The following is a 17,054-nucleotide window of genomic DNA, read 5'->3' as shown; positions in this document are numbered from 1 at the left end:
GCGACGGGAAGGGGGGTCCCGATGGCGATACCGGCTGCCTGGTACGCACAGGGGGAGGGACTGCGCTGGTGGGACGGAGCCCGCTGGACCGGGATGCGCGTCAAGGATGGTCGCCCGGGGGTGGACTGGATCACGGCGGACCGCCCGACCGCACTCTTCGTCTCGAGCGCGCTGTTCTTCGTCGCCGGGGCGATTCACCTCTTCCTCGTCGCGTTCAACCCCTTCTACCTCGTGACGGGTTCGCTCTTCCTGGGGCTGGGCTTCTTCTGGCTCTTCGGCGCCCTGCACGTGCGACGCGTGCTGCGGATCCCCGCGCCCACGACCGCGCCCGTCGTCCTGGACATCCTCCGACCGCTCCCCGGGGAGCAGGAGGGGCCGGGCGCCGGCTGGTTCCCGGTCTCGCCGACCGTCGGTCGCTGGTGGACGGGGACCCGGTGGTCCGAGTACACGTGGACCCGATTCGGCATCCGCCCGACCTTCCACGGGGCGCGGTCGTTCCGCACCCTGCTCTGGGTCGAGGGGGCCTTCGTCGGTCTCGGTGTCCTGATGGTCGTCGCGGGGATCGTCGTCATGGCGGTGGCGCCCGAAGCGATGGCGACCGGCATCGGGGTCATCGTGATCGTCGTCGGAGCGGTCCTGCTTCTCCTCGGGGTGCTCCTGCTCGCGCTGTCCCCGATCTCCCGCCGTCCGCTCGTCATCCCATCGGCCCCACCCGCAGCGGTCTCGCCCGCCGCCGGCTGATCGCGGTCGTCAGCGTCAGGAACGATGGGGCGTGCGTGGTCCGGAACCGACCGGTTCCCGCGGCACGTCTGCGGGTAGCTGTTTGCGGCTCCAGCACAGCAGACTGCTTCCATGACGAACACTCACGCGATCGTCGGCATCGAGGGGATGCCGGTGTTCCTGGTCGCCGAGAACGACCCACGCTTGGTCAGCGAAGACGAGTTCGTTTCGGGCGTTCCGTTGGCTGACCTCATCGACCGACTCCAGCCCGGCGAACACGTGTACTTGGTTGACTACACCAGCGTTCCTGGACAAACGAGGCTCACGCGCCTCGCATCGCGTTCAGACCGGGACTGAGTCGCCGGAGGTGTTCCGCCACGGATTACCTCAGGAGGCCACGACCCCGCGCCCGGTGGGAGCCCGTCGAGCCTCGATGAGGTGTCGGCGCGGTTTCGTCACCTGGTAGACGTACGGGTCGACGAAATCCTCAGTCACGGTAGCCCCCGCGCTTGACCTTCGCGATGATCTCCGCGGTCGAGATCTTCCCCTCGACGTAGAGGGCGATGTCCTTCACCATCTCCGGGGTGGGCTCCATGTCTTCGAGGGCCCAGCTCGCCATGGTGTCGATCACGAGCTCACGACGGGCCTCCTGCGAATCGAGTGCAGCCATGAGCGGTCTCCTTTTCCTCGGTTCCATTCTGTCAGCGATGGGTTTTCGGGCGCCGTCGATCAGTCCTGTCGTTCCTCGCCGAGCAGGGTCTCCACCAACTCGAAACCGAGTACGGACATCGAGGGGTAGTCGGCGAGCTCGGATGCAATCCCTGGCTCGGCGGCATCCGGTCCTGCCAGCATTCCGGGATGGATGCCACCCCGATCGATGCCGCAGCGCCCCCGCTCGTCGCCGCGGACGCGCGCCGCGCCATCGCCCTCGTCGTCGGCGTCGCGGCCACGGTCGCGTTCGTCGCCCTGCGTCTCGCCGTCGCGCTGAACGGGCACACGGCCCTCGACATCGACGTGTGGTGGGATGCCGCGATGGCGGCGATCGCGACCCCGGTGGGCGTGATCCTCGCGTGGATCCCCGCGATCGTGGGCGGCACGATCGGCATGATCGTGATCGGGGTGGCGACGACGATCGTCTTCGCGGTGCGGCGGCGCCCGTGGGACGCGCTGACGGTGGCGGCATCCATCGCCCTCGTCGTGGCGATCGGTGCCCCGATGGCCGCGATCATCGCTCGGCAGCGGCCCGAGGACTCGCTGGCCGAGACGATGGCGACTTCCTTCCCCTCGGGACACACGGCGGTGGCGACGACCATCGCGATCGCCCTGGGGCTGATCCTGCGTCGTCGATGGGTGTGGATCGCCGGGGTCGTCTGGGTGCTGGTGATGATGTGGAGCCGCACCTATCTGCACGCGCATTGGCTGTCGGACGTCGTCGCCGGGGCGCTCGAGGGCATCGCGGTGTCGACGTTCGTGTGGGCGCTCATCCAAGTGGTCCGCGAGCGTCGAGCGCAACGCCTCGCGGCGGAAAGCGCCTGACGGCTACGGTTCCGGGATGACTTCCCCCTCGGCCGCCGCGAACAGGGCGCAGGATTCGACCGCTTTCGAAGTCGCCGCGCGCGTCGGATACGTCGTGCTCGGTCTCCTCCACCTGTTGATCGGGGTGATCGCGATCTCGATCGCCACCGGATCGGGTGGGGACAGCGCCGACCAGAGCGGAGCGCTGCAGAAAGTCGCGCAGGCTCCCGCAGGGGTCGCGCTCCTCTGGGTGATCATCGTCGGCCTGGCCGCGCTGGCCGTGTGGCAGGTCGCCGAGGCGATCGTCGAACAGGACCCGGATGCCAAGAAGCGCTGGGCGCATCGCGCCAAGTTCGTGGGGACCGCCGTCGCCTACGCCGCGATCGCGGTCACCGCGCTCACGGTGGCGCTGGGCGGAAGCTCCAGTTCGTCGCAGTCGTCGCAGACGATGAGCGCGACGCTGCTGTCGAACCCCGCGGGCGTCGTGCTGCTCGTGGTCATCGGGTTGGGCGTGGCGGCGGTCGGCGTCGCGTTCGTCGTGCGCGGGTTCACGAAGGCGTTCGAGAAGCACCTGTCGACTCCGGGCGGAACGGCGGGGCGCGGCATCCGGACCTTCGGGATGATCGGGTACATCGCGAAGGGCGTGGCTGTGGGGGTCGCGGGCGTGCTGTTCGTCGTCGCCGCACTGACTCACGATGCCTCGGCTGCCGGCGGCCTCGACTCCGCGCTGCGGTCGCTCGCGGCGCTGCCGTTCGGGCAGATCGTGCTGTGGCTCGTCGGAGCCGGGCTCATCCTGTACGGGCTCTTCTGCTTCGCCCGCGCGCGCTTCGCGCGCATGTGAGGTCGTTCCGACTCAGCGTCGGGGTCGGGCTCCCGCGATGAGCAGGGAGAGCCCGAGTTCGAACGCCCGCGTCGCCACCGGGTCGGCGGGGTCCTGGTCGACGAGGGTGGCGTAGGCCGCGGCGAAGCGCGGGACGCTCTCTTCCTGACCGGTCGGGTCGAACATCACCGAGGGGCCCGACATGTCGAGCACGCTGCCGAGGATGAACGATTCGAAGGCCGTCAGAAGCGGCAGGATGTCGTCGCTCGTCCAGCCCACGCGCTCCGCAGCGACGGCGAAGTCCTCGTACTGCGACATCAGCGAGGGCACCGACGAGCGGTGCGACATCAACAGCGGGATCGTCCGCGGGTGGCGGCGGAAGGCGTCGCGGTAGGACCGCGCCCACCGGCGCAGGCCCTCTTCCCACTCCTCCTCGCGGAGCGGGGACGAGTCGATGCGCGCGGAGACGAGCGCCCGGATGTCCTCGATCAGCGCTGCGAGATTCGGCACGTGGTTGTACAGCGACGTCGGGTGCACCTTCAGGCGATCGGCGACGCGGCGGATGCTCGCGCCGTCGCTGCCGTCGCGATCGACGAGGGCGAGGGCGGCGCGGGCGATCGCTTCGCGCGACAGCTTGGGGTGCGACGGCCGGGGCACGGTGGGGCCTTTCGGTCGGGGTCCGACCACGTTACGCGATGCGCGCGTTTCGGCCGTGTATCGGGTTCGTGACGAGTCCGCGAAACGGCGGATGCCCGTTCGGAAAACGTCGTAGCGTTCCTAAAACCTACGCTGTATGTTTCTCTCAGCGTGGTCTCGAGGAGGTTTCCATGGCGGTCGTGGTGTTCACGAACGGGGCGATCCGTGTCGACGGGTCGACGGCCGACGTCGACCGACTCGTCGTGATCGACGGGGTCGTGGCATCCGGTGATTCACCGATCCCGACGGATGCCGAGATCGTCGACCTCGACGGGGGGATGCTGCTCCCCGCCTTCCGCGACGGTCACGCCCACCCCCTGCTGGCCGGGCGCGAACGGCGCGGCCCGGAGCTGCGCGACGCGACCTCCGTTGCCGAGATCACCGCGCGCGTCCGCGCGTGGGCCGAGACCTGCGACGACGCGTGGCTCATCGGCGGCAGCTACGACGCCACGATCGTGCCGGGCGGGATGTTCGACGCGCGCTGGCTCGACGAGGGGGAGGCCGAGCGTCCCGTCGTCCTGCACTCGTGGGACTATCACACGGTCTGGGCCAACACCGCGGCCCTGCGGGCGGCGGGACTGGATGCCGACACCCCCGAGCCCGCGCTCGGGCGCATCGTGCGTCGCCCCGACGGATCTCCGCTCGGCACGCTCGTCGAGCGGACGGCGATCGACCTCGTGCTCGACCACGCCCCGCAACCTGCGGTGGAGGCGGACGTCGAGGCGCTCGCCTGGGCCACCGAGCGCCTCGCGGAGCACGGGATCGCGTGGGCCCAAGAGGCCTGGACCGAGCTCCACGACGTCCCCGCGTGGGTCGCCGCGGCCCGTCGGGGACGCCTGGCGGTCGACGTGGACCTGGCCCTGCGCGCCGATCCCGAGCGGTGGCCGGAGCAGCTGGCCGAGCTGCGTCGCGCCGCGGACGGCATCGCGGGCGTGGAGGGTCTCACGGCACGCACCGTGAAGTTCTTCGTCGACGGCATCCTCGAGAACCACACCGCGCACCTGCTCGACTGCTACCACGACGCCCACACCCGCGGCCTGCCCAACTGGCAGCCGGAGCAGCTCGGCGACGCGGTCGCCGCGTGCGACGCAGCCGGGTTCGACATCCACCTCCACGCGATCGGCGACGCCGCGGTGCGCGCCGCGATCGGCGCCGCCGAGGGCATCCGAGAGAGCCTTCGCCGCGGCCGTCGCCTCACCATCGCGCACGCGCAGGTCGTCGACCAGGCAGATCTGCCGCGTCTCGCCGACCTCGACGTGACCTTCTGCTTCCAACCGCAGTGGGCGGTCCCCGACGCGGTGATGACCGAACTGACGCTGCCGCGCCTCGGCCCCGAGCGCGAACGGCAGTACCGCATGCGCGCCGCGCGAACCGCCGGCGCCCGACTGAGCTTCGGCAGTGACTGGCCGGTCACCTCGCCGGACGTCCTCCTCGGCCTCCGCACCGCGGTGACCCGGCAGGACGAAGACGGCATGCCCGCCGGCGGCTGGCAGCCCGAAGAACGACTCACCCTCGACGAAGCCCTGGATGCCGCCACGAGCGGCGTCGCGTGGCAGGCCGGCGACGATGCCCACCGCGGCACTCTGCTCCCCGGCATGATCGCCGACCTCGTCTGGCTCGACCGCGACATCCGACGCGAGCCGACCGACCGCATCGCCGACGCCCGCATCCGCGGAACCTGGCGGCGAGGCATCCGCACCTTCACGGCACCGGCGCTCGCCGGGGCCGCTTCCACTCGCTCTTTCTGACCCGAACAGGAAAACCGTGACCTCCTCCGACACCTCGCTGCGGCGAGTCATGGGAGTCCCCTCCCTCGTCATCTTCGGTCTCGCCTACATGGTGCCCTTGACCGTCTTCACCACGTACGGCCTCGTCGCCGTCACCACCGGCGGCCACGTGCCGACGGCCTACCTCGTCACCCTCGTGGCGATGCTGTTCACCGCCTTCAGCTACGCCGCCCTCGTGAAGGCGTTCCCCCGCGCGGGCAGCGCCTACACCTACGCGCGTCGCGCGTTCGGCGGGCACGTCGGCTTCCTCACCGGGTGGTCGCTCATGATCGATTACCTGCTGCTCCCGCTCATCAACTACGTGCTGATGGGGATCTACCTCAACGCCCAGCTGCCCGGCATCCCGCCGTGGGTCTTCGCCCTCGCCGGCGTACTGCTGATCACCGGGCTGAACATCGTGGGCATCACGGTGGTGCGCAACGCCAACCTCGTGCTGGTGGGTCTGCAGCTCGTGTTCGCCGCGGTGTTCGTCGTGTGCGCCGTGCTCCACACCCTGCAGAACCCCGGTGTCTCGCTGCTGCAGCCGCTCTACGACGCCGGGCTCACGTTCCCGGGCCTGCTCGCGGGTGCCGCGATGCTCGCGCTGTCGTTCCTCGGCTTCGACGCCATCTCGACCCTGTCCGAGGAGGCTCGTGACCCCCAGCGCACGGTCCCGCGGGCGATCATCCTCACCACGATCATCGGCGGACTCATCTTCACCGTCATCGCGTACGTGTCGACCCTCGTCATCCCGAACGTCGCCGACATCGAGAACCCGGATGCCGCCGCCAACCAGATCATGGAGGTCACCGCCGGTCGCTGGCTCGAGTTGTTCTTCCTCATCGCCTACATCGCCGGCTGCATCGCCGCCGCCCTCGCCTCGCAGGCGAGCGTCGCGCGCATCCTGTTCGCGATGGGACGCGACGGGGTGCTCCCGCGCTTCTTCGCCCGCCTCAGCAAGCGCTACCGGACGCCGATCGGCGCGGCGATCTTCGTCGGCGTGGTCTCGCTCGCCGCGCTCTTCGCCGACCTGAACACCGTGGCCTCGCTCATCAGCTTCGGCGCCCTGGCCGCGTTCTCGCTCGTCAACCTCTCGGTGATCAAGCACTTCCTCATCGACCAGCGGCTCCGCGGCGGTGCCGCGGTCTTCCGCTACGGCGTGCTCCCCGCCCTCGGCTTCGCGCTCACCGCCTGGCTGTGGTTCAGCCTGTCGCCGCTGGCCCTCACGGTCGGACTCGTCTGGATCGGCGTGGGCGTCGTGTGGCTCGCGGTCCTCACGCGCGGGTTCCGTCGCCGCCCGCCCGAGGTCGAGTTCGACGACGAGGCCGAGACGCCCGAGCGCATCCCCGCGTGATCGTCGGCGACGCGGCATCCTGGACGAGTCCGGATGCCGCGTCGCCTCCCGTACTCCCACCCCGTCCCACCCGAGAGCCCCACATGACCTCGTTCGATTACTTCGCTCACGGCGAGCTGCCGACCCCCACCCTCCCCACCGACGAGGCTCGCGCGCTGATGCGCGAGGTCTACGGGGTCGACGTCGACCTGCGTTCGCTCGGAAGCCAGCAGGACCAGAACTTCCTCGTCGCTCCGGCCGCGGGCGGCGAACCGCTCGGCGTGCTGAAGATCAGCAACCCCGTGTTCAGCGAGTCCGAGATCGAGATGCAGGATGCCGCGGCGGCGGTGGTCGCGCGCGCCGAACCGTCCCTGCGGATCCCGCGGATCGTCGACGGCCCCCGCGGACCGATGTCCGGCTGGTGGGAGACCTCGCAGGGGCGCCTGCACGCGCGCGTCATCTCGTTCGTGTCGGGGAGGACGCTGACGGGATCGGGCTACCTGTCGCCCCGGGTCGTCGAGCGTCTCGGCGAACTGTCGGCCGCCGTGAGCGTGGCTCTGGCGCACGAGACGCACCCCGCCTCGGGGCGTGTCCTGCAGTGGGACCTCCGCCACGCCGAACGCGCGATCGCCGAGATCTCCGAGACCGAGCCGGACGCCGACGTCCGCGCGTTCACCGCGGAGGCCACCGCCCGCGCGCTCGCCGCGCTCGCGCCGGTCGCCGACGCGCTCCCGCGGCAGCTCGGGCACTACGACGTCACCGATGACAACGTGCTTCGCCCCGATGGCATCCAGACCCTTCCGGATGCCGTCATCGACTTCGGCGACGTGATCGACTCGTGGGCGGTCGGCGAGATCGCCGTGACCGTCTCCTCGGTGCTGCACCACGCCGGGGGCTCCTACCGCACCGCGCTCCCCGCGATCGCGGCCTTCGACCGTCGTCGTCCGCTCTCCGACGAGGAGATCACCGCGCTCTGGCCGCTCGTCGTGCTGCGCGGGGTCGTCCTCGTCTTGAGTGGTCGCCAACAGGTGCGGCTCGACGAGGCGAACGACTACGCCAGCGGGGCGCTCGACCGCGAGTTCTCGATCCTCCGCCGGGCGACCGCGGTGCCCATCGAGGTCGCGACCGCGCGCATCCGGCACGCCCTCGGACGCCCCGCCGCGGCGCACCCCGAGTGGACCGGCGCCGCGCTGCTGCCCGAGCCCGACCGGGCGGTGATCCTGGATGCTGGGACCCTGTCGCCGCTCGCCGACGAGGGCGCGTGGCTCGAGGACGACGCCGTCGAACGGGCCGCGCAGCGCCTGCTCGACGAGCGGGCCGAGGTGGTCGTCCTTCCGGCGCTGCGCCCCGTGCTGCTGGGAGCACCGTCGCGCACGCCGAACGCGCCGGCCACCGTGCCGACCGCCGCCGCCGTGTGGTTCGCGCAGCCCACGTCGCTGCAGGTCCCGGAGGGGCTGAGCGTGCGGCAGGGCGAGGCGGAGCTCGACGGCGAGGCTCCCGCCCGGGCCCGCATCGACGTGCTGTTCACGACGCTCGACCCGGCCGAGGTGCCCGCGACGATCCCGGCCGCCGACCTGCCCGGGTGGCGCGCCGTCGTCGGTGACGCCACGCGCGCGCTCGGCGTCGACGCTCCCGTTGAGGTCGAGGACGACCTCCTCGACCTGCTCGACCGCCGTGAAGCGGTCGTCGCCGAGGTCCAGGAGCACTACTACGCCCGCCCGCCCCGCATCGAGCGCGGGTGGCGCGAGTACCTCGTCGACGTCGACGGTCGCGTCTACCTCGACATGGTCAACAACGTCGCCTCGGTGGGCCACGCGCACCCTCGCATCGCCGCCGCCGTCGCCCGTCAGACGCGCCTGCTCAACACGAACTCGCGCTTCCACTACGCCGCCATCACGCGCTACGCCGAGCGTCTGGCATCCACCCTCCCCGACGAGCTCGACACGGTGTTCTTCGTCAACTCCGGGTCGGAGGCCGTCGATCTGGCGATCCGCCTCGCGATGGCCGCGACCGAACGTCGCGATGTCGTCGCGATGGCCGAGGCGTACCACGGCTGGACCTACGCGAGCGACGCCGTGTCCACCTCGATCGCCGACAACCCGAACGCCCTCGAGACGCGTCCCGACTGGGTGCACACCGTCGATGCGGCCAACTCGTACCGCGGTCGTCACCGGGGTGCGGATGCCGCGGCCTACGCGCCCGAGGCCGTCGCGCGCCTGCGCGCGCTCGCCGCGGAGGGGCATGCGCCCGCCGCGTTCCTCAGCGAGACGTTCTACGGCAACGCCGGCGGCGTCGCCCTGCCGGACGGGTACCTGAGAGAGGTGTACGCCACGGTGCGCGAGCTCGGCGGTCTCGCCGTCGCGGACGAGGTGCAGGTGGGCTTCGGCCGCCTCGGCTCCTGGTTCTGGGGCTTCCACCAGCAGGGGGTCGTCCCGGACATCGTCGCGGTGGCGAAGTCGATCGGCGCGGGATTCCCTCTCGGCGCGGTCATCACGCGCCGAGAGATCGCGGACCGCTACCGCACCCAGGGCTACTTCTTCTCCTCCACGGGCGGGTCACCCCTGTCCTCCGTCGTCGGCACGGCCGTGCTCGACATCATCGACGAGGAGCAGCTGCAGGAGAACGCGCGGATCGTCGGTGGTCACCTCAAGGCGCGTCTCGCCGCCCTCGGGGATCGGCATCCGATCGTCGGCACGGTCCACGGGTCGGGGCTCTACCTGGGCCTGGAGTTCGTGCGCGACCGCGAGACCCTCGCCCCCGCGACCGAGGAGACCGCCGCGATCTGCGACCGTCTCCTCGAGCTCGGCGTGATCATGCAGCCCACCGGAGACCACCAGAACGTGCTGAAGATCAAGCCGCCGCTGTGCGTGACGCAGGACTCGGCCGACTACTTCGTCGACATGCTCGACCGGGTGCTGTCGACGGGGTATTGATCGCGGCGCGCGTGTCACCGGAACAGGGGATGCCACGGGCACAGGGCCGCGCGAGCGGATACGCCCTGTTCTCGGCGCATCCCCTGTTCTGGTGACGGCGATCACGGCGCGACGGTGACTTGTCCGCCAGCGGATGCCGCGCGGTGCCGGTCCTGCTCCCCCGTCACCGCGTCGCCGTGTCGGCATCCGGATCCGAGAACGGTCCGCAGGCCGCGATCACGCGCCGCAGACTCACCGCCGCTTCCCACGCGTCGAGGGGCTCCTCCTGCGCGGCGAGGGTGCGCAGGTGGTCGGTGTAGTCGGTCAGTGCCCGCTCGGCCTGCCGCAGCTGCTCCGTCGTCGCCGTCGGCTCCGGGGGAGTGGTGACGAGGTGCGACGCCGCCTCGATCGCTCCGGCGAGGGCGCGACGGGCGTCGTCGGGGATGCGTGTCTCGACGTCGGGCCCGGCGGTCAGGCGGGAGAGGGATGCCGACAGCTCGCGCGTCGCATCCGCGGTTCCGGTCAGGGCGTCCAGCCGCCGGCGATTGAGGTCGCGCGGTGCCTGCAGGCGCCGCCCGCGGGGGTTGTAGCGACGGCTCTCGTCGGCGAGCTCGACCTCCTCGCGCACGTCGGCCAGCGTGCCCATGAGCCCCGCGGTCGCGGTGTCGGCGGCATCCGGATCGAAGGTGTGACCGGCCAGCGAGTCCGCGATACGGCGCAGCGCCTCGCCGAGCTCGTCGCGGAGCTGCCCGAGCCGATCGTCGGCCCGCTTGATCCGCAGCGGGGGAACCACGACGAGGTTCACCACCACCCCGACCAGCACGCCGAACGCCATCGTGATGAGGTACGACGACGAGTAGCCGTCGGGGTCGGCGCCGCCGAGGAGCAGGACGAAGAGTCCCGCGATCGCCACCCAGTCCCGGCCGACGCCGAGCGCGCGGACCCCCGCGAGCAGGACACCGATCAGGATGACGATCGCGACTGCGACGATGCGCGGGACACCTGTACCCACCACCGCGAGGCTCCCGAGGCCGAGACCGATGCCCAGGGCGAGGCCGACCACGGCCTGCACGCCGCTCGACGCGGACCGCGCCACGGTCGGGTACATGCTCACCAGCACGCCGAGCGGGGCGTAGTACGAGTACTCGCTCTGCGCGAGAGGCACGAAGGGCGCGAGGTACCAGGCCAGGGCGGCAGCCGCGGCGGTCTTGGCGGCGAGCAGGAGACGGTCGGCGGTGATCGCGTCGGTCCACCACCGCCGCGGATCCAGCGAGGGGGAGAGTCTCATGAGCGGGTCGGGCGAGGGGGGAACAGCACCGTCCCATGCTCCGGGCGCGGGGCCTCTCGGTCTCGGGGGTTGCCGTCCCGGGCCGCACGGGGTAGCTAGCGGCGGGGCCGGTACGCCTCCCAGAGGACGCGCGTGTGCTGCGCCTTCGCGCGTTCCACGCCCGACTCGTCCTTTCGTGCCGCGCTGATCCACTCCGCGAGACGGCTCGCCATCGCCCCGAGCACCATCCGCACGTCCGCGTGCTGCGCGGGAGGGACCGCGGCCTCGGCGGCCGGCATCCGGCCCTTCGCGGCGAGTTCGTCGCGGACGTGCCGCATCGTGAGGCGCGCGACGCCGACGGCGTGACTGTTGACGACGCAGTGCGCGGCGCCCTCGATCTCCCACCGACGGGCGGAGCGCGCGCGGGCCACGAGCCGCGAGTGGAGGCGACGCGGCGAGGGGCGGTCGTGCTCGCCGCGGATGAGCAGCAGGCTCGCCCGTGCCTCGACGATGCGATCCGAGATCCGGTATCGCAGCATGTGCGGCAGCGCCTCGAAGAAGTAGAGGAATCCGCACAGCAGGTACGCCGAGACGGCCAGCAGGGCGATGTGCATCGATTCGCGCGCGGTGGACTGCGCGAACCGGACAGCCTGCACACCCACCCGTGCCTCCCCCTCATCGACGACGGGGCTCACCAGGACCGCGTGCGAGAGCTCCCGACGCGTGAGGACCTCCGTGACGACCTGCGTCCCCATCGAATGGCCGATGAGCACGGGGTCGCGCAGACCGTAGTGGTCGAGCACCCCCTCGACCTGGTCGGCGAAGAATGCGGCCGTCGGTTGATCTCCGGATGCCGGGACCCCGGCGAAACCGGGAAGGTCGAGCGCGTACACCTCGCCCTCGGACGCCAACAGCGGCGCGAGGAACTCGAAGTAGCTCGACGCGACCCCGATTCCGGCGACGAGGACGAAGGCGCGTCCGGTGTCCGCCCCCGTGGACACCCGCGTCACACGCGTGCGCGCCGATCCGCGTCGGTAGGTCTCGACCTGGACGTCGGCGGGAGGGGGGTCGTTCGTCATCGATCCAGGATGCCGTACCCGCCTGAGCGCGCTGTCAATCCCGCAGCCGGTGTCGGATGCCCGGCCTAGCCTCGGGGCCATGAGCGATTCCTCCCGTGAAGAAGAGACCCTGGGTGCCGCCCGCGAGAGCGACAACCCCGCCGAGAAGGACCCGTCGGACTGGGTCACCGGCGACGAGCCGATGACCGCGCCGCAGCGCAGCTACCTCGACACCCTGGCGCGCGAAGCCGGAGAAGAGATCCCCGCCGACCTCACCAAGGCCGAGGCGTCCGAGCAGATCGACCGTCTGCAGTCGGCCACGGGTCGAGACTCGGCCTGACCGCGCCGCGTCCCGTTCGTTCTGCCCGTCAGTTCGAGCGGGACGCGCTGTCGGCCGACGCGATGCGGTCGACGTGCTGCTTCTCGACGCGCGCGATGTCGTCGAGGAAGTCGGCCACGATGCGACGCTCGGCGGCGCCGAGCTTCGACGCGGCCTCGGCGACCGAGGCTCGGCGGACGGAGAGCACCCGACGTGCCGGCGACTCCGGGTCGATGGTCGCGCGCACGACGATCGACCGCCGGTCGCCCGGGTACGGCTCTCGCTCGACCCATCCCGCTTCCGCGAGTCGGTCGATGAGCGTGGTGGTCGCCGCGGACGAGATCCCGAGCATCTCAGCGAGCAGGCGGGGAGTCACCGGGTCGTCGTCTTCGCTGCGCTCGAGGAGGAAACGCAGCACCTTCGCATCGTTGGGGCCGATGCCCAGGGACTGCAGGGCGGCGCGCTCCGAGATCGCGCTCGAGTCGGTGAGGTCGCTGAGGGCCTTCACCACGTCATCTGCCGTGGCCGTGCGCCGCATGTCACCTCCCGGGAACCTTGACGAGCTACTGTCTCGCTGTCCTATCAACTAGTCCGCCGACGTATCTTTCCCATGCTACCCGTCCACCTCGCGCAGCGGCAGGGGCCTGGACAGCGAGGCTGACATAGGATGCCGGGGTGGAAGACGGCTCGCAGTCGTCGCGCTACTGGTATGGCGCGACCGAGGAAGATCGTCGGCGTCGTGCCGTCGAGGTCCTTCAGGCCTTCCGCGTGTACCGCGCCGCCGAGGTCGCCATGCGCCGCCGTACGCGCGAGGCGATGTCGATGGGCGAGACCGACCTCCTGGTCCTGCGCTACCTCTTGCGCGCGGCCGGACAGGAGCGTCACGTGACGCCGGCGGAGCTCACGCGCTACCTCGGGGTGTCGACCGCCTCCACCACGGCGATCATCGACCGTCTCGAGCGGTCCGGCCACGTCACGCGCGTCCCGCACCCCACGGATCGTCGCAGCATCCGCATCGTCTCCACCGCGGCCAGCGACGAAGAGGTGCGCGCGACGCTCGGCTCGATGCACACGCGCATGATGGCGGCCGTGTCCGACATGACACCCGAGGAGTGCGACATCGTCATCGCCTGCCTCGGACGCCTACAGGATGCCGTGGACCAGGTCGACCCCGTCGAGGAGACCGCTCACTGACGGCTCAGGAGTGAGGGGTCTCGGTCCCGGGCTCCGGGACGATGAGAAGGCCACCCGACGAGTTCGCCGAGTTCGCCAATTCCTCGACCCACGCGCGGCTCAGCAGTGCCGGCTCCGGCTCGTCGAACACGAACCGCAGGGGGATGGACGGGTGGAGCCACACCGTGCTGCGGCCCACCTCCTGGCCGGGTCCGTGGGTCCACGACAGCGTGAAGCTCTCCCCGCGGCGCAGTTTGGTCGCGATGACGACCTTCACGTGCGCGAGCGCGCGGTCTTCCATTTCGATCGGCGTCGCGACGTCGCCGTAGTAGAGCGTTCCCACGGAAAGAACGCTACCGAGATCGTCGAGCCGCGCTCGAAGGGGTTGATTCCCCTCCGCGGACGTGGCACGCGCCAAACGGGTGAATCTGCGTTCCTCGGATAGGCTCGACCCCATGGGCAGATTCATCTACGACACCGTCGCCAACGCCGTCGACATCGATGACCGCACGCTCGCGCACCTGCGCATCGTCGTGATGAACAAGCTGCGTCGCTCGGAGTCGTTCATGTTCGACGTCGAGGTCGGCGACGGCAGCGGCCGCCGCAGCTTCTGGATGCACCCCTCGGTGCCGATCCAGTTCCACTTCTACGGCAGCCGGCAGCCGCGCATCAACCGCGTGTGGGTCGAAGACCTCATGCTCGCGGCATCCGGCCCCAACGGTCTGGCGATCACCCCGGAGCCCTCCGAAGACAGCTCGCCCGACGAGGGCTGAGCCTCAGCGCGCCGACGAGTCGGTCGTCGCGTCGCGTGACGGGGCGATGTCCTCGGCGACGAGCATGATGCCGCCCGACGAGTTCGCCGACTCGGACAGGCGCTCGATCCATTCGCGGCTGAGCTTGGTGGGCTCGGCGTCGTCGAAGACGAAACGGAGCGGGATCGCCGGGTGCAGCCAGAGCGTGCTGCGCCCCCGCGGCTCGTCGTCCAGGTGACGCCACGAGAGCGTGAAGCTCTCACCGCGGCGCAGCTTCGTCGAGATGACGACCTTGAGGTGCGCGAGAGCGCGATCCTCGATATGAACGGTCGTCGAGCTTCCGTAAATGATCGTCCCCATACCTCCACACTAACCGCGCGTGTCCGTGGGAGATACGTCGTCGGTCCGGACGTGTCAAGCCACCCCTGCCCACCGACGCGTGCTGTCACCGTAGAGACACCCCACGGAAGGACAGCGCCGTGAACGACCGACACCCCCCGTCGCCGATCGAACCCGCTGAGGAACCCGCCGACCTGCCCGACGTCTTCGACGGCCTCGTCGGCATCGACGTCATCGACGGTGAACTCGTGCCGCGAGAAGCCGAGCCGCCGCGCGCCTGACGCCCACCCTCACAGGCGCCTCGTATCTGCCTTCGGTACGGTCGGCGGCATGGCCGATTCGCTGGACGATCAGCAGATCACCGTCTCGAGCGCGGCTCTGCGCGCCATGCGCGACGAGTTCCAGAGATTCCTCATGGAGTACCGCTTCGGTCTCGCCGAGGTGGACACGAAGATCGCGATCCTGCGCGAAGAGTTCCAGGAGATGCACGACTACAACCCGATCGAGCACGTCTCGAGCCGGGTCAAGACGCCCGACAGTCTTGTCGACAAGGTGCGGCGCAAGGGCATCGACACCGACTTCGACTCCATCCGCGCCGCGATCACCGACATCGCGGGCATTCGCGTGACGTGCAGCTTCATCGACGACGCGTACCGCCTCTCCGACCTGCTCACGCAGCAGGACGACATCACCGTGCGCGACGTGAAGGACTACATCGCGAACCCGAAGGCGAACGGGTACAAGAGCCTCCACGTCATCGTCGAGGTTCCCGTCTTCCTCTCGACCGGACGGGTGCAGGTGCCCGTCGAAGTGCAGTTCCGCACGATCGCGATGGACTTCTGGGCGAGCCTCGAGCACAAGATCTATTACAAGTACGACCGTCTCGTGCCCGCCGACCTCCTCGACCAGTTGAAGGATGCCGCCGACACGGCCGCCGAGCTCGACACGCGCATGGAGCGCCTCCACCGTGAGATCCGCGGACCCCGACCCGGGGTGGTCTCCCTCTGACGCGAGGGTCAGAATGGAGCAATGACCGGCGCAGCGCGAAGCGACGACGACGCGCTCCTGGACGAGGCCGCCGTCGAGCTGCTCGCCCTCCCGCCCGCCCGCTTCACCGCGGCTCGTGCCGAGCGCGCCGCCGCGGTGTCCGGCACCGTCGGACGTCGGATCGCGAAGCTGCGCAAGCCCACCGTCGCTGCGTGGGCGGTGAACCTGCTCGTCCGCGACGGACGACTCGGTGAAGCCGTCGAGCTCTCGCACGCCCTGCGGGAGGCGCAGGACGACCTGGATGCCACCGAGCTCGCGCGCTTGGGAAAGCAACGGCGGCAGCTGGTCACGGCCTTGGCGCGGCGCGCCGGTGAGCTCGCCGCGGAGGCGGGGACGCCGCTCAGCTCGGCGATGGCGGAAGCCGTGGAGAAGACCGTGAACGCCGCGGTCGTCGATCCGGGAGTCGCCGCGGCCGTGCTCACCGGCCGGCTGGTCTCGCCGATCGACCTGGCTCAGGTCGACGATGGCCTCGGTGACGCCGTCGCCGGGTCGATGCCCGAGGCCCTGACTCCGGCGGCTCCCCGGGACGATCTCGCCGCGCGCCGCGCGCGCAAAGCCGCCGAACGGGCGGTGCGCGAGGCGGAACGGGCCCATGCCGACGCGGCGCGCGAGAACGCGGCGGCCGACAGGAGGGTCGCGACGGCGCGGGAGCGCGCCGACCGGGCACGCGAACGCGTCGAGGGGCTGCGGGCCGAGCTCGCGCGCGCCGAGGCCGAAGCCGCCGAGGCGGACACGGTCGTCGCGCAGCGGGAGAAGGAGCAGAAGGACGCGGTGGCGGCGACCCGCGCCGCCCAGCGCGCGGTCGAGCGCGCCGAGGCCGCGCGGACAGAGGAGTCGGACGCATGACCGGCGATCCCTGGGACGACGTGCGCGCCCGCCTGGCCGATGCGCCGCGCGAGAGACTCGGCGAACTGCAGGAGGGGCGCCGGGTGCTCGGCATCCCGCGTCCGGCGCGGATCGTGCCGCGCGGGACCGCGTGGCACCTCGGCGTCCTGCTCCTGACCGAGGAGGCCGTCCTGGCCACGGGCGGTATCGTGCGCTCGCGTGCGGAGGTCCGGCGCGGATTCGCCGCCGAATCACAGCGCCGGAGGGCCGAGCTCTCGGCGGCCGCGGCGCGGGGAGGCGTGCCGGAGGGGGAGACCGTGCACATCGACTGGCATCCGATCGACCTGTCCACCCTCGACGAGCGGTCCGCGCCCCTCGCGGTGCGCGGGGGAGAAACACTCGTGCGCTGGAGCGCGGCGGGCGGCTTCATGCCGCTCGCGCGGTATCTCGACGAACGCGTCGAGCTGCTGCGTCATCCCCCGGAGCGCGCATAGTCGGGGCCGCCCCGGGTG

The 17,054-nt window shown here is 70.9% G+C and carries 22 protein-coding genes; 14 read left to right on the top strand and 8 right to left on the bottom strand.

Translation table 11 applies throughout. The annotated features are described in order from the left end of the window. Positions 1–21: 21 nt before the first annotated feature. Positions 22–741 (top strand): hypothetical protein, encoded by a 720-nt coding sequence (locus MTES_RS05030; RefSeq protein ID WP_013584124.1) that lies wholly within the window; start codon positions 22–24, stop codon positions 739–741. A gap of 111 nt (positions 742–852) precedes the next feature. Then, entirely contained in the window at positions 853–1,077 is a 225-nt protein-coding gene (locus tag MTES_RS05025; RefSeq protein ID WP_013584123.1) for a hypothetical protein, read from the top strand. A gap of 130 nt (positions 1,078–1,207) precedes the next feature. Here the strand turns inward: MTES_RS05025 and MTES_RS05020 are convergent, their stop codons facing one another. Together MTES_RS05020 and MTES_RS19965 are read right to left on the bottom strand one after the other, a co-directional pair. Then, positions 1,208–1,390: an antitoxin VbhA family protein gene (locus MTES_RS05020; protein WP_013584122.1), complete on the bottom strand. Its 183-nt coding sequence runs from the start codon at positions 1,388–1,390 to the stop codon at positions 1,208–1,210. Positions 1,391–1,449: 59 nt separating this feature from the next. Further along, positions 1,450–1,572, bottom strand: coding sequence for a hypothetical protein (locus MTES_RS19965; protein WP_269453421.1), 123 nt, complete (start codon positions 1,570–1,572; stop codon positions 1,450–1,452). A 6-nt stretch (positions 1,573–1,578) separates the two neighbouring features. Here MTES_RS19965 and MTES_RS05015 point away from each other — a divergent pair, with 6 nt between their 5' ends. Beyond that, positions 1,579–2,256: a phosphatase PAP2 family protein gene (locus MTES_RS05015; protein ID WP_013584121.1), complete on the top strand. Its 678-nt coding sequence runs from the start codon at positions 1,579–1,581 to the stop codon at positions 2,254–2,256. A gap of 16 nt (positions 2,257–2,272) precedes the next feature. Next, complete coding sequence (locus MTES_RS05010; protein WP_013584120.1) at positions 2,273–3,076, top strand: DUF1206 domain-containing protein; 804 nt, start codon at positions 2,273–2,275, stop codon at positions 3,074–3,076. Positions 3,077–3,088: 12 nt separating this feature from the next. On the opposite strand, the gene MTES_RS05005 is transcribed toward MTES_RS05010, so the two are convergent. Beyond that, a complete protein-coding gene (locus tag MTES_RS05005; protein ID WP_013584119.1) occupies positions 3,089–3,712 on the bottom strand; it encodes a TetR/AcrR family transcriptional regulator C-terminal domain-containing protein in 624 nt (207 codons plus the stop codon). A 170-nt stretch (positions 3,713–3,882) separates the two neighbouring features. On the opposite strand from MTES_RS05005, the gene MTES_RS05000 reads away from it, so the two are divergent. The 3 genes from MTES_RS05000 (at position 3,883) to MTES_RS04990 (ending at position 9,783) form a co-directional block, all read left to right on the top strand. Beyond that, positions 3,883–5,499, top strand: a complete 1,617-nt coding sequence (locus MTES_RS05000; protein WP_013584118.1) for an amidohydrolase — start codon at positions 3,883–3,885, stop codon at positions 5,497–5,499. Positions 5,500–5,515: 16 nt separating this feature from the next. Next, complete coding sequence (locus tag MTES_RS04995; RefSeq protein WP_013584117.1) at positions 5,516–6,871, top strand: APC family permease; 1,356 nt, start codon at positions 5,516–5,518, stop codon at positions 6,869–6,871. An 83-nt stretch (positions 6,872–6,954) separates the two neighbouring features. Then, the gene (locus MTES_RS04990) at positions 6,955–9,783 is read left to right on the top strand and encodes an aminotransferase class III-fold pyridoxal phosphate-dependent enzyme (protein WP_013584116.1); all 2,829 of its coding nucleotides are present in this window, start codon (positions 6,955–6,957) and stop codon (positions 9,781–9,783) included. A 163-nt stretch (positions 9,784–9,946) separates the two neighbouring features. Here MTES_RS04990 and MTES_RS04985 read toward each other — a convergent pair whose 3' ends face one another. Next, a complete protein-coding gene (locus MTES_RS04985; RefSeq protein WP_013584115.1) occupies positions 9,947–11,050 on the bottom strand; it encodes an FUSC family protein in 1,104 nt (367 codons plus the stop codon). A gap of 95 nt (positions 11,051–11,145) precedes the next feature. Further along, positions 11,146–12,108 carry an alpha/beta fold hydrolase gene (locus MTES_RS04980; RefSeq protein ID WP_013584114.1) on the bottom strand — a complete coding sequence of 321 codons (963 nt, stop codon included), beginning with the start codon at positions 12,106–12,108 and terminating at the stop codon, positions 11,146–11,148. A gap of 79 nt (positions 12,109–12,187) precedes the next feature. On the opposite strand from MTES_RS04980, the gene MTES_RS04975 reads away from it, so the two are divergent. Beyond that, complete coding sequence (locus tag MTES_RS04975) at positions 12,188–12,427, top strand: DUF3072 domain-containing protein (protein ID WP_043361034.1); 240 nt, start codon at positions 12,188–12,190, stop codon at positions 12,425–12,427. A gap of 28 nt (positions 12,428–12,455) precedes the next feature. Here the strand turns inward: MTES_RS04975 and MTES_RS04970 are convergent, their stop codons facing one another. Further along, on the bottom strand, positions 12,456–12,944 hold the full coding sequence (locus tag MTES_RS04970) for a MarR family winged helix-turn-helix transcriptional regulator (protein ID WP_013584112.1): 489 nt from the start codon (positions 12,942–12,944) through the stop codon (positions 12,456–12,458). A 137-nt stretch (positions 12,945–13,081) separates the two neighbouring features. Between MTES_RS04970 and MTES_RS04965 the strand changes: the two genes are divergently transcribed. Further along, positions 13,082–13,600, top strand: coding sequence for a MarR family winged helix-turn-helix transcriptional regulator (locus tag MTES_RS04965; RefSeq protein WP_013584111.1), 519 nt, complete (start codon positions 13,082–13,084; stop codon positions 13,598–13,600). 4 nt (positions 13,601–13,604) lie between these two features. Here MTES_RS04965 and MTES_RS04960 read toward each other — a convergent pair whose 3' ends face one another. After that, positions 13,605–13,922, bottom strand: coding sequence for a hypothetical protein (locus MTES_RS04960; protein ID WP_013584110.1), 318 nt, complete (start codon positions 13,920–13,922; stop codon positions 13,605–13,607). 112 nt (positions 13,923–14,034) lie between these two features. Here MTES_RS04960 and MTES_RS04955 point away from each other — a divergent pair, with 112 nt between their 5' ends. After that, entirely contained in the window at positions 14,035–14,352 is a 318-nt protein-coding gene (locus tag MTES_RS04955) for a hypothetical protein (protein WP_013584109.1), read from the top strand. Between the two features lie 3 nt (positions 14,353–14,355). Here the strand turns inward: MTES_RS04955 and MTES_RS04950 are convergent, their stop codons facing one another. Next, positions 14,356–14,691, bottom strand: coding sequence for a hypothetical protein (locus MTES_RS04950; RefSeq protein ID WP_013584108.1), 336 nt, complete (start codon positions 14,689–14,691; stop codon positions 14,356–14,358). A 119-nt stretch (positions 14,692–14,810) separates the two neighbouring features. On the opposite strand from MTES_RS04950, the gene MTES_RS19500 reads away from it, so the two are divergent. Genes MTES_RS19500 through MTES_RS04935 form a run of 4 tightly spaced genes read left to right on the top strand, consistent with a single transcriptional unit; the run spans position 14,811 to position 17,036 of the window. Then, positions 14,811–14,951, top strand: a complete 141-nt coding sequence (locus tag MTES_RS19500; protein ID WP_013584107.1) for a hypothetical protein — start codon at positions 14,811–14,813, stop codon at positions 14,949–14,951. 49 nt (positions 14,952–15,000) lie between these two features. Then, entirely contained in the window at positions 15,001–15,678 is a 678-nt protein-coding gene (locus MTES_RS04945; protein WP_013584106.1) for a GTP pyrophosphokinase, read from the top strand. A 21-nt stretch (positions 15,679–15,699) separates the two neighbouring features. Next, complete coding sequence (locus MTES_RS04940) at positions 15,700–16,563, top strand: hypothetical protein (protein WP_013584105.1); 864 nt, start codon at positions 15,700–15,702, stop codon at positions 16,561–16,563. Continuing rightward, the gene (locus MTES_RS04935; RefSeq protein ID WP_013584104.1) at positions 16,560–17,036 is read left to right on the top strand and encodes a hypothetical protein; all 477 of its coding nucleotides are present in this window, start codon (positions 16,560–16,562) and stop codon (positions 17,034–17,036) included. The genes MTES_RS04940 and MTES_RS04935 overlap by 4 nt, the downstream gene beginning before the upstream one ends. The last annotated feature ends 18 nt before the right edge of the window (positions 17,037–17,054 follow it).

Origin of the sequence: Microbacterium testaceum StLB037 (genome assembly GCF_000202635.1) — a bacterium.
In the GTDB taxonomy this organism is placed as follows: Bacteria; Actinomycetota; Actinomycetes; order Actinomycetales; family Microbacteriaceae; genus Microbacterium; species Microbacterium testaceum_F.
The sequence above is the reverse complement of the archived record's forward strand: the minus strand, read 5'-3'. Positions and strand labels throughout refer to the sequence as shown.

Bases quoted from the DNA above. Each gene is read 5' to 3' on its own strand.
- MTES_RS05030 (WP_013584124.1), top strand. From the start codon at position 22: ATGGCGATACCGGCTGCCTGGTACGCACAGGGGGAGGGACTGCGCTGG.
- MTES_RS05025 (WP_013584123.1), top strand. From the start codon at position 853: ATGACGAACACTCACGCGATCGTCGGCATCGAGGGGATGCCGGTGTTC.
- MTES_RS05020 (WP_013584122.1), bottom strand. From the start codon at position 1,390: ATGGCTGCACTCGATTCGCAGGAGGCCCGTCGTGAGCTCGTGATCGAC.
- MTES_RS19965 (WP_269453421.1), bottom strand. From the start codon at position 1,572: ATGCTGGCAGGACCGGATGCCGCCGAGCCAGGGATTGCATCCGAGCTC.
- MTES_RS05015 (WP_013584121.1), top strand. From the start codon at position 1,579: ATGGATGCCACCCCGATCGATGCCGCAGCGCCCCCGCTCGTCGCCGCG.
- MTES_RS05010 (WP_013584120.1), top strand. From the start codon at position 2,273: ATGACTTCCCCCTCGGCCGCCGCGAACAGGGCGCAGGATTCGACCGCT.
- MTES_RS05000 (WP_013584118.1), top strand. From the start codon at position 3,883: ATGGCGGTCGTGGTGTTCACGAACGGGGCGATCCGTGTCGACGGGTCG.
- MTES_RS04990 (WP_013584116.1), top strand. From the start codon at position 6,955: ATGACCTCGTTCGATTACTTCGCTCACGGCGAGCTGCCGACCCCCACC.
- MTES_RS04985 (WP_013584115.1), bottom strand. From the start codon at position 11,050: ATGAGACTCTCCCCCTCGCTGGATCCGCGGCGGTGGTGGACCGACGCG.
- MTES_RS04980 (WP_013584114.1), bottom strand. From the start codon at position 12,108: ATGACGAACGACCCCCCTCCCGCCGACGTCCAGGTCGAGACCTACCGA.
- MTES_RS04975 (WP_043361034.1), top strand. From the start codon at position 12,188: ATGAGCGATTCCTCCCGTGAAGAAGAGACCCTGGGTGCCGCCCGCGAG.
- MTES_RS04970 (WP_013584112.1), bottom strand. From the start codon at position 12,944: ATGCGGCGCACGGCCACGGCAGATGACGTGGTGAAGGCCCTCAGCGAC.
- MTES_RS04955 (WP_013584109.1), top strand. From the start codon at position 14,035: ATGGGCAGATTCATCTACGACACCGTCGCCAACGCCGTCGACATCGAT.
- MTES_RS04950 (WP_013584108.1), bottom strand. From the start codon at position 14,691: ATGGGGACGATCATTTACGGAAGCTCGACGACCGTTCATATCGAGGAT.
- MTES_RS04945 (WP_013584106.1), top strand. From the start codon at position 15,001: ATGGCCGATTCGCTGGACGATCAGCAGATCACCGTCTCGAGCGCGGCT.
- MTES_RS04940 (WP_013584105.1), top strand. From the start codon at position 15,700: ATGACCGGCGCAGCGCGAAGCGACGACGACGCGCTCCTGGACGAGGCC.
- MTES_RS04935 (WP_013584104.1), top strand. From the start codon at position 16,560: ATGACCGGCGATCCCTGGGACGACGTGCGCGCCCGCCTGGCCGATGCG.